This is a genomic window from Microbacterium candidum (assembly GCF_030315975.1).
GTDB lineage: Bacteria > Actinomycetota > Actinomycetes > Actinomycetales > Microbacteriaceae > Microbacterium > Microbacterium candidum.
Map to the genome: position 1 here is coordinate 182,097 of NZ_JASXSZ010000002.1, position 9,336 is coordinate 191,432.

Sequence of the window (9,336 nt, forward strand, 5' to 3'; positions counted from 1 at the left end):
GTTACTTACCAGCCTTTCCGGCCTTGCGACGCACGACCTCGCCGGCGTAGCGCACGCCCTTGCCCTTGTACGGCTCGGGCTTGCGGATCTTGCGGATGTTCGCAGCCGCCTCGCCGACGGCCTGCTTCGAGATGCCGCTGACGGTGAGCTTGTTGTTGCCCTCGACCGTCAGGGTGATGCCGGCCGGCGGCTCGACCAGGACCGGGTGCGAGAAGCCGAGCGCGAACTCGACCGCCGAACCCTTCTGGGCGACGCGGTAACCGGTGCCGACGACCTCGAGGCCCTTGGTGTAGCCCTGGGTCACGCCGATGATGTCGTTGTTGATCAGGGTGCGGGTAAGACCGTGCAGCGAACGCGAGGAGCGCTCGTCGTCGGGACGGGTCACGACGACCTGGCCCTCTTCGATCTTGACCTCGATGGGGCGCGCCACGGTGAGCGAGAGCTCGCCCTTGGGGCCCTTGACGGAGACGTCCTGGCCGTCGACCGAGACGGTCACTCCGGCGGGGATGTCAATGGGAAGACGTCCGATACGAGACATGAATCGTCACCACACGTAGGCGAGAACTTCTCCGCCCACGCCCTTCGACTCGGCCTGACGGTCGGTGAGAAGACCGGAGGAGGTGGACAGGATGGCGACGCCGAGGCCACCCAGGACCTTGGGGATCTCCGTGGACTTCGCGTACACGCGGAGACCGGGCTTGGAGACGCGCTTGATGCCGGCGATCGACCGCTCGCGGTTCGGGCCGTACTTCAGCGTCAGCGTGAGGTTCTGGCCGACGCGGGCGTCGGTCACCTCCCACGTCGCGATGTAGCCCTCCTGCTTGAGGATCTCGGCGATGTGCGTCTTGAGCTTCGAGCTCGGCAGCGTCACGGAGTCGTGGTGCGCCGAGTTCGCGTTGCGCAGACGGGTCAGCATGTCTGCGACCGGGTCTGTCATCGTCATGATGGTGTTCCTTCGTTCATGAGGTTTCGGCAGCCGTTACGCGACTGACGACCTGCAATGAGATGCCATATTCAGTTGTGGTGACACAGGGATGCCTGGCTTTGCGGCCAGGCATCCCTCCATTGTGTCAGATCAGACCTGAGCGTCGTCCGCACGGAACGGGAAGCCCAGGTGGCGCAGCAGGGCGCGACCCTCGGCATCCGTCGTCGCCGACGTCACGATCGTGATGTCGAAGCCGCGGACGCGGTCGATCTTGTCCTGGTTGATCTCGTGGAAGACCGACTGCTCCTGCAGGCCGAAGGTGTAGTTGCCGTGACCGTCGAACTGCTTGCCCGACAGACCGCGGAAGTCGCGGATGCGGGGCAGCGCCAGGTTGACGAGGCGGTCGACGAACTCCCACGCGCGGTCGCCGCGGAGGGTGACGTGCGCGCCGATGGCCTGGCCCTCACGCAGCTTGAACTGCGCGATGGACTTGCGGGCCTTGGTGACGACCGGCTTCTGGCCGGTGATCTTGGTGAGGTCGTCGACCGCACCATCGATCACCTTGCTGTCGCGCGCGGCCTCGCCGACACCCGTGTTCACGACGACCTTCACCAGGCCCGGGATCTGCATGACGTTCGGGTAGCCGAACTCCTCCTGCAGAGCCTTCTTGATGTCGGTGTTGTACTTCTGCTTCAGGCGGGGCTGGATCTTGCCAGCCTCCACGGCAGCGGTGGTGCTCATCAGAGGTCCTTGCCTGACTTCTTGGCGTAACGCACGCGGACGGTGCGCTTCTTGCCGTCCTTGATCTGCTCCTCCACGCGGTGGCCCACGCGGGTCGCCTTCTTCGTCGACGGGTCGACGAGGGCGACGTTGGAGATGTGGATGGGAGCCTCGAACGTCTCGATGCCGCCCGTCTTCGTGCCGCGCTGGGTCTGGCCGACGCGGTTGTGACGAGTCGCGTAGTTGACGCCCTCGACGATCACGCGGTTCTGCTCGGCGAGGATCTCGAGGACCTTGCCCTGCTTGCCGCGGTCGCCGCCTTTGTCCTGCTTACGACCGGTGATGACGACCACGAGGTCGCCCTTCTTGATGTTCGCCATGTTCAGATCACCTCAGGAGCCAGCGAGACGATCTTCATGAACCGCTTGTCGCGCAGCTCACGGCCGACCGGTCCGAAGATGCGGGTGCCGCGGGGCTCCCCGTCGTTCTTCAGGATGACGGCGGCGTTCTCGTCGAACTTGATGTATGAGCCGTCGGCGCGACGCGTCTGCTTGACGGTGCGCACGACGACAGCCTTGACGACATCGCCCTTCTTGACGTTGCCGCCCGGGATGGCGTCCTTGACGGTCGCCACGATGATGTCGCCCAGACCCGCGTACCGACGGTTCGAACCGCCGAGCACGCGAATGGTGAGCAGCTCCTTGGCGCCGGTGTTGTCGGCGACCTTGAGCCGGGATTCAGTCTGGATCACTTCGCCTTCTCCAGGATCTCGACCAGACGCCAGCGCTTCGTGGCGCTCAGCGGGCGGGTCTCGTTGATGAGGACGAGGTCGCCGATGCCGGCGCTGTTGGTCTCGTCGTGCGCCTTGACCTTCGACGTGCGGCGGATGACCTTGCCGTAAAGCGGGTGCTTCACGCGGTCCTCGACCTCGACGACGATCGTCTTGTCCATCTTGTCGCTCACGACGTAGCCGCGGCGGGCCTTGCGGTAACCGCGAGCGTTCTCGTCACGGACGTCGTGCTCGGCGTGCTCGTGGCCGGTCGCCTCGGCGACCTTCTTCTCTGCAGCGGCCATCACTCAGCCTCCTCCTGCGCGGCGGGAGCCTCGGCGTCCGCCTTCTTCGTCTTCTTCGCCTTCGCGGCCTTGGCCGGCGCCTCCACAGCGGCGGGCGTGGCACGGATGCCCAGCTCGCGCTCGCGGATCACCGTGTACAGCCGCGCGATGTCGCGCTTGACCGCACGGATGCGGCCGTGGCTCTCGAGCTGGCCGGTGGCCGACTGGAAGCGCAGGTTGAACAGCTCCTCCTTGGCCTTGCGCAGCTCCTCGACGAGGCGCTGGTCTTCGAACGTGTCGAGCTCGCTCGTGGCGAGCTCCTTGGTGCCGATCGCCATTACGCGTCGCCCTCCTCGCGCTTGATGATGCGTGCCTTCAGGGGCAGCTTGTGGATGGCTCGGGTGAGGGCCTCGCGAGCGAGCTGCTCGTTGACGCCCGCGACCTCGAAGAGGACGCGACCCGGCTTGACGTTTGCGACCCACCACTCCGGCGAGCCCTTACCGGAACCCATGCGGGTTTCGGCCGGCTTCTTCGTGAGCGGACGGTCCGGGTAGATGTTGATCCACACCTTGCCGCCACGCTTGATGTGACGCGTCATGGCGATACGAGCGGACTCGATCTGACGGTTGGTCACGTAAGCGGGCGTGAGGGCCTGGATGCCGAACTCGCCGAACGACACCTTGGTGCCGCCGGTGGCCTGGCCCGAGCGGCCCGGGTGGTGCTGCTTGCGGTACTTGACCTTGCGGGGGATGAGCATTACGCCGACGCTCCTTCTGCCACGGGGGCCTCGTTGCGGCGGTCGCCGCGGTCGCCACGCGGGCCGCCGCGACGGTCGTCACGACGACGGTCGGACTTCGGCGCGTTGGCCTGCTCGCGAGCGAGCTCCTTGTTCGTGAGGTCGCCCTTGTAGATCCAGACCTTCACGCCGATGCGGCCGAAGGTGGTCTTCGCCTCGTAGAAGCCGTAGTCGATGTTCGCGCGCAGCGTGTGCAGCGGCACACGACCCTCGCGGTAGAACTCCGAGCGGCTCATCTCGGCGCCGCCGAGGCGGCCGGAGACCTGGATGCGAACGCCCTTGGCGCCGGCGCGCTGAGCGCCCTGCAGGCCCTTGCGCATCGCGCGGCGGAAGGCCACGCGGGCGCTGAGCTGCTCGGCGATGCCCTGGGCGACCAGCTGAGCGTCGGCCTCGGGGTTCTTGACCTCGAGGATGTTCAGCTGGATCTGCTTGCCCGTGAGCTTCTCGAGGTCGGCACGGATGCGCTCGGCCTCGGCGCCGCGGCGGCCGATCACGATGCCCGGACGGGCGGTGTGGATGTCGACGCGGACGCGGTCACGCGTGCGCTCGATCTCGATGTTGCTGACGCCGGCCCGGTCGAGCTGGGTCTGCAGGAGCTTCCGGATCTTGATGTCCTCGGCGACGTAGTCGGCGTAACGCTGGCCCGGCTTGGTCGAGTCCGAGAACCACCGCGACACGTGGTCCGTGGTGATGCCGAGGCGGAAGCCGTACGGGTTGACCTTCTGTCCCATTACTTGCTCGCCTTCTTGTTCTTGGCGCCGGCCTCGGCCAGCTCCGGCGTCGCGAGCTGCACCGTGATGTGGCTCGTGCGCTTCTTGATCTGGAACGCGCGACCCTGGGCGCGGGGCTGGAAGCGCTTGAGCGTCGTCCCCTCGTCCACGAAGGCGTTCTTCACGAAGAGGTCGCGCTCATCCAGGTACTCGCCGGCCGCATCGGCCTTGACACGAGCGTTCGCGATCGCCGACTCCACGAGCTTGTAGATCGGGTCGCTGGCGCTCTGCTGCGCGAACTTCAGGATGGCGAGGGCCTCTTCGGCCTGCTTGCCCTTGATGAGAGCGACGACACGACGAGCCTTCTGAGGGGTCACGCGGATGTGTCGCACGCGTGCGATGGACTCCACCATTTCTCTCTCCTCTATGCGTCGCCGCGTCAGCGGCGACGGCCCTTCTTGTCGTCCTTCTCGTGGCCGCGGAAGGTGCGGGTGGGCGCGAATTCGCCCAGCTTGTGGCCGACCATGGTCTCGGACACGAACACGGGGATGTGCTTGCGTCCGTCGTGCACGGCGATGGTGTGTCCCAGCATGGCGGGGACGATCATCGAACGGCGCGACCAGGTCTTGATGACGTTCTTGGTGCCGGCTTCGTTCTGGACGACGACCTTGCGAAGCAGGTGCTCGTCGACGAAGGGGCCCTTCTTAAGGCTGCGAGGCATCTTCCTCTACTCCTACTTCCGCTTCTTGCCGGCGTTGCGACGACGGACGATGTACTTGTCGCTTTCCTTGTTCGCGTGGCGGGTGCGGCCTTCGGCCTGACCCCACGGCGAAACCGGGTGACGACCACCGGACGTCTTGCCCTCACCACCACCGTGCGGGTGGTCGACCGGGTTCATGGCGACACCGCGGACGGTCGGGCGGACGCCCTTCCAGCGCTTGCGGCCGGCCTTGCCCCAGTTGATGTTCGACTGCTCGGCGTTGCCGACCTCGCCGACGGTCGCGCGGCAGCGCGCGTCGACGTTGCGGATCTCGCCCGACGGCAGACGGAGCTGCGCGAACGGGCCGTCCTTCGCCACGAGGCGGACGGACGCGCCGGCCGAACGCGCCATCTTCGCGCCGCCGCCGGGACGGAGCTCGATGGCGTGGATGACGGTACCGGTCGGGATGTTGCGCAGCGGCAGGTTGTTGCCGGGCTTGATGTCGGCCGAGGGGCCCGACTCGACGATGTCGCCCTGCTGCAGCTTGTTCGGCGCGATGATGTAGCGCTTCTCGCCGTCGAAGTAGTGCAGGAGCGCGATGCGCGCGGTGCGGTTGGGGTCGTACTCGATGTGCGCGACCTTGGCGTCGATGCCGTCCTTGTCATTGCGACGGAAGTCGATGACGCGGTACTGACGCTTGTGGCCACCACCGATGTGACGCGTGGTGATGCGGCCCTGGTTGTTGCGGCCACCGGTCTTCGACAGGGGGCGCAGCAGCGACTTCTCGGGCGTCGATCGCGTGATCTCGGCGAAGTCGGCGACCGACGAGCCACGACGACCGGGGGTCGTCGGCTTGTACTTGCGAATTGCCATTTCTTAGTCCTCTATCCCGACCGTCAGCCGACTGCCGTGAAGATGTCGATCGTGCCCGACTTCAGCGTGACGATCGCGCGCTTGGTGTCCTTGCGCTTGCCGATGCCGAAGCGGGTGCGACGGGCCTTGCCGACGCGGTTGATCGTGTTGACGGATGCGACCTTGACGCCGAAGATCTTCTCGATCGCGAGCTTGATCTCGGTCTTGTTCGAGCGGGGGTCCACCAGGAAGGTGTACTTGCCCTCGTCGATCAGGCCGTAGCTCTTCTCGGAGACGACCGGCTTCAGGATGATGTCGCGCGGGTCCTTGTTAACGGCGGTCATGCCGAGACCTCCTCGGTGGCGGCGCTCTTCGACGCGACGAAGCGGTCGAACGCGGCCTTGGTGAAGACGATGTCGTCGGAGACGAGAACGTCGTAGGCGTTGAGCTGGCCGACCTCGAGCACGTGGACGTAGCCGAGGTTGCGAACGCTCTTGAGCGTCAGCTCGTCGTCGCGCTCGATGACCACGAGGACGTTCTTCGCGGGGGCGAGCTGGGCGAGGACCGCGGCAGCGGCCTTCGTCGAGGGGGCGCCGTCGATGCCGAAGCCGTCGACGATGTGCAGGCGCTCGCCGCGGGTACGGTCGCTGAGCGCGCCCAGGAGCGCGGCCGCGATCATCTTCTTGGGCGTGCGCTGGCCGTAGTCGCGCGGCTTCGGGCCGTGGACGATGCCACCACCGGTCATGTGCGGCGCGCGGATCGAGCCCTGGCGGGCGTTACCCGTGCCCTTCTGCTTGAAGGGCTTGCGGCCGGCGCCGGAGACCTCGCCACGACGCTTGGTCGAGTGCGTGCCCTGGCGAGCCGCCGCGAGCTGCGCGACGACGACCTGGTGGATGAGCGGGATGTTCGTCTTGACGTCGAACAGCGCGGCGGGCAGCTCCACGGAGCCGGCCTTCTTGCCGTCTGCCTTCACGACGTCGAGCGCGAGAGTCGAGTCAGCCATGAGATCAGGCACCCTTCACTGCGTTGCGGACGTAGACGATGCGGCCGCGCGCACCGGGGACGGCGCCCTTGACGAGCAGCAGGCCCTTCTCGGCGTCGACGGCGTGCACCGTGAGGTTGAGGACGGTCACGCGCTCGCCACCCATACGGCCGGCCATGCGCATGCCCTTGAACACGCGGCTCGGGGTCGACGAGGCGCCGATCGAACCGGGCTTGCGGTGGTTGCGGTGCGCACCGTGCGAGGCGGAGACGCCCTTGAAGTTGTGGCGCTTCATGACACCCGCGGTGCCCTTGCCCTTGCTCGTGCCGACGACGTCGACGAGCTGGCCGGCCTCGAAGGTGCCGTCCACGGTGAGCTCCTGGCCCAGCGCGTAGTCGCCGGCGTCCGCGGTGCGGATCTCGGTGACGTGGCGGCGCGGCGTGACGCCGGCGGCCTCGAAGTGACCGGTGAGGGGCTGGGTGACCTTGCGGGGGTCGATCTGGCCCGACGCGATCTGGACGGCGTTGTAGCCGTCCTTCTCGGGGGTGCGGACCTGGGTGACCACGTTCGGGGCGACCTGGATGACGGTGACGGGAACGAGCTTGCCGTTCTCGTTCCACACCTGGGTCATGCCGAGCTTGGTGCCGAGGAGGCCCTTGGAAATCTTGGAGTTGATGTCAGCCATGTCGAACCTCAGAGCTTGATCTCGATGTTGACATCGGCCGGCAGGTCGAGACGCATCAGCGAGTCGACAGCCTTGGGCGTCGGGTCGATGATGTCGATCAGACGCTTGTGGGTGCGCATCTCGAAGTGCTCGCGGCTGTCCTTGTACTTGTGCGGCGACCGGATGACGACCACGACGTTCTTCTCGGTCGGAAGGGGCACGGGGCCCACGACGGTCGCGCCTGCGCGGGTCACGGTGTCGACGATCTTGCGGGCCGACGAATCGAGCCCTGCGTGGTCGTACGACTTCAGGCGAATGCGGATCTTCTGTCCCGCCATTGTCTGCTCTCTCTCTTCTCGCGTCTTACGTCTTCACGCATCGGACGCACGTCGGTGCGTTGCACGCACCGGGGCACTTCTCTCCTCAATCCGTCCCGGCCGGTCCCCGAGCTTGTCGAGGGGGCGGGAGGCGGAGGGATGCTGCACCGCTGTTCTGCTGTCAAACCGGAAGCTCTCGCCTCCGGCTCCGCCCTCGCTGCACGCACGCGTGCGAACCGGTCTCCCGGATCGTTCGAGGGGGGATGTCGCTGTTCTGCTGCCCGCGGCCTAGGACATCGCGCTCGCGCGCCGCCTATGCACTGCCCTGGCAGTGATCCCGTGCACGCCGAAGCGGCGCAGGAATGTGGAACCTCACTAGTGTACGTGCACCCCGGGCGTGTCGCAAACTCGGGCGTGTCGCGGTCCGGAGGACCCGGCGCTTTCCCAGCCCGCGGGTCGATGGATGCCGCGGCGGACGCGGAGAGGGCGGCCGCGCCGTGCGCGACCGCCCTCTCCTGCTGTGGTGCTACCGGATCACTCGGTGCCGGCGCGACGGCGGCGGTAGCCCGCGATCGCGACGATGGCGATGCCCGCGGCGAGGGCCGCGGCACCGGACACGACGACGATCGGGCTGACGCCCGTTCCACCCGTCGTTGCGAGGTCGCCGGTCGCCGCCGGAGCGGCAGCCGGGGTCGGGATCGCCGACGACGTCGGCGTCCCCTTCGGATCGACGACGGGGACCTCGCCCGGCACGAGCGCGCAGGCGCCGACCTCCTCCTGCGTCAGGTCGCGCGTGCGCGTCTCGGTCTTCGCCGTGGTCGTGGGCGCACCCTCCGACGGAGTCGTCGTCGTGGTGACGACGCGCGTCTGGGTCACCGTGGTGTCGCCGCAGGCCCACTTCGCGTCGGTCCACTTGCCGTACGTCACCGTGACGGTCGGCGGAGGCGTCTCGCTCGTGCAGCTCTCGACCTCAGTAGGCGTGAGCGGCTGGTGCGTGATGACCGGCTCGCCGGACACGGGGGCGCCGAGGACCCACTTCAGGGATGCGGCATCCCACACCCAATCCGCGGTCGTCGTCGTGGTCGTGATGGTCCGGTCGGCGCCGCACGCGAAGGTCGTGACGACCTTGTCCGTCGACACCGGCTCCGGCTTCGGCGGCTGCACGACGGTCGTCGCGGGGCCTGCACAGGCGATCCAGTGCGAGACGACCGCCTGCTGTCCCCCGTTGTTGACAGGCGACGCGTATGCGACGCCGGTCTTCGGACTGTCGACGACGTCGTTCCAGACGTTGCCGGCCTTGATGATGAGCGCGGTCCACTGCTGGCCCGCAGGCGGCGCATCGAGCGTCACCGACTTCCCCGTCTCGGAGACGGTGACCTTGCCGAGGCTCGACTCCCCCTTGACGCACGTTGCGCCCGGGTAGACGCGTTCCCAGTACTCGACGTGGTTCGTCTCCTGCGTCCACGGCTTCATGACGCCGGTCTGTCCTTCGAGCGAGACCGGTGCCGAGTCTTTCGCCGATGCGCTGACGGTGACCAGCGGCGTCACGACGAGTGCCGCAGCGATCAGAGCGCCCGCAAGGGCTTTGAACATGGTTTTCGGGCGTGCTTCAGACAC

17 protein-coding genes are annotated in these 9,336 nt (G+C 67.2%); all 17 read right to left on the reverse strand.

The genetic code is table 11. The annotated features are described in order from the left end of the window. Position 1: 1 nt before the first annotated feature. A complete protein-coding gene (gene rplF / locus QSV35_RS07260; protein ID WP_286287989.1) occupies positions 2–538 on the reverse strand; it encodes a 50S ribosomal protein L6 in 537 nt (178 codons plus the stop codon). Between the two features lie 6 nt (positions 539–544). Then, positions 545–943, reverse strand: a complete 399-nt coding sequence (rpsH, locus tag QSV35_RS07265; RefSeq protein ID WP_286287990.1) for a 30S ribosomal protein S8 — start codon at positions 941–943, stop codon at positions 545–547. Positions 944–1,075: 132 nt separating this feature from the next. Continuing rightward, positions 1,076–1,666, reverse strand: a complete 591-nt coding sequence (rplE, locus tag QSV35_RS07270; protein ID WP_286287991.1) for a 50S ribosomal protein L5 — start codon at positions 1,664–1,666, stop codon at positions 1,076–1,078. Continuing rightward, on the reverse strand, positions 1,666–2,025 hold the full coding sequence (gene rplX / locus QSV35_RS07275) for a 50S ribosomal protein L24 (RefSeq protein WP_286287993.1): 360 nt from the start codon (positions 2,023–2,025) through the stop codon (positions 1,666–1,668). The genes rplE and rplX overlap by 1 nt, the downstream gene beginning before the upstream one ends. Before the next feature lie 2 nt (positions 2,026–2,027). Further along, positions 2,028–2,396, reverse strand: coding sequence for a 50S ribosomal protein L14 (gene rplN / locus QSV35_RS07280; RefSeq protein WP_286287994.1), 369 nt, complete (start codon positions 2,394–2,396; stop codon positions 2,028–2,030). Next, positions 2,393–2,719 (reverse strand): 30S ribosomal protein S17, encoded by a 327-nt coding sequence (rpsQ, locus tag QSV35_RS07285; protein ID WP_286287995.1) that lies wholly within the window; start codon positions 2,717–2,719, stop codon positions 2,393–2,395. The genes rplN and rpsQ overlap by 4 nt, the downstream gene beginning before the upstream one ends. Continuing rightward, positions 2,719–3,036: a 50S ribosomal protein L29 gene (gene rpmC, locus QSV35_RS07290; protein WP_286287997.1), complete on the reverse strand. Its 318-nt coding sequence runs from the start codon at positions 3,034–3,036 to the stop codon at positions 2,719–2,721. The genes rpsQ and rpmC overlap by 1 nt, the downstream gene beginning before the upstream one ends. Further along, a complete protein-coding gene (rplP, locus tag QSV35_RS07295) occupies positions 3,036–3,455 on the reverse strand; it encodes a 50S ribosomal protein L16 (RefSeq protein ID WP_029145865.1) in 420 nt (139 codons plus the stop codon). Before rplP ends, rpmC begins: the two co-directional genes overlap by 1 nt. After that, positions 3,455–4,225 carry a 30S ribosomal protein S3 gene (gene rpsC, locus QSV35_RS07300; RefSeq protein WP_286287998.1) on the reverse strand — a complete coding sequence of 257 codons (771 nt, stop codon included), beginning with the start codon at positions 4,223–4,225 and terminating at the stop codon, positions 3,455–3,457. The genes rplP and rpsC overlap by 1 nt, the downstream gene beginning before the upstream one ends. Next, on the reverse strand, positions 4,225–4,617 hold the full coding sequence (rplV, locus tag QSV35_RS07305) for a 50S ribosomal protein L22 (protein ID WP_286287999.1): 393 nt from the start codon (positions 4,615–4,617) through the stop codon (positions 4,225–4,227). The genes rpsC and rplV overlap by 1 nt, the downstream gene beginning before the upstream one ends. Positions 4,618–4,643: 26 nt before the next feature. Continuing rightward, complete coding sequence (gene rpsS, locus QSV35_RS07310) at positions 4,644–4,925, reverse strand: 30S ribosomal protein S19 (RefSeq protein ID WP_091703661.1); 282 nt, start codon at positions 4,923–4,925, stop codon at positions 4,644–4,646. Positions 4,926–4,937: 12 nt separating this feature from the next. Beyond that, positions 4,938–5,777 carry a 50S ribosomal protein L2 gene (gene rplB / locus QSV35_RS07315; protein ID WP_286288000.1) on the reverse strand — a complete coding sequence of 280 codons (840 nt, stop codon included), beginning with the start codon at positions 5,775–5,777 and terminating at the stop codon, positions 4,938–4,940. A 23-nt stretch (positions 5,778–5,800) separates the two neighbouring features. Then, complete coding sequence (gene rplW, locus QSV35_RS07320; protein WP_286288001.1) at positions 5,801–6,100, reverse strand: 50S ribosomal protein L23; 300 nt, start codon at positions 6,098–6,100, stop codon at positions 5,801–5,803. Continuing rightward, on the reverse strand, positions 6,097–6,759 hold the full coding sequence (gene rplD / locus QSV35_RS07325) for a 50S ribosomal protein L4 (RefSeq protein ID WP_286288002.1): 663 nt from the start codon (positions 6,757–6,759) through the stop codon (positions 6,097–6,099). The genes rplW and rplD overlap by 4 nt, the downstream gene beginning before the upstream one ends. Positions 6,760–6,763: 4 nt before the next feature. After that, positions 6,764–7,423 (reverse strand): 50S ribosomal protein L3, encoded by a 660-nt coding sequence (gene rplC, locus QSV35_RS07330; protein WP_286288003.1) that lies wholly within the window; start codon positions 7,421–7,423, stop codon positions 6,764–6,766. 8 nt (positions 7,424–7,431) lie between these two features. Next, a complete protein-coding gene (gene rpsJ, locus QSV35_RS07335) occupies positions 7,432–7,740 on the reverse strand; it encodes a 30S ribosomal protein S10 (RefSeq protein ID WP_045246810.1) in 309 nt (102 codons plus the stop codon). A gap of 513 nt (positions 7,741–8,253) precedes the next feature. Further along, positions 8,254–9,336 carry a hypothetical protein gene (locus tag QSV35_RS07340; RefSeq protein ID WP_286288004.1) on the reverse strand — a complete coding sequence of 361 codons (1,083 nt, stop codon included), beginning with the start codon at positions 9,334–9,336 and terminating at the stop codon, positions 8,254–8,256.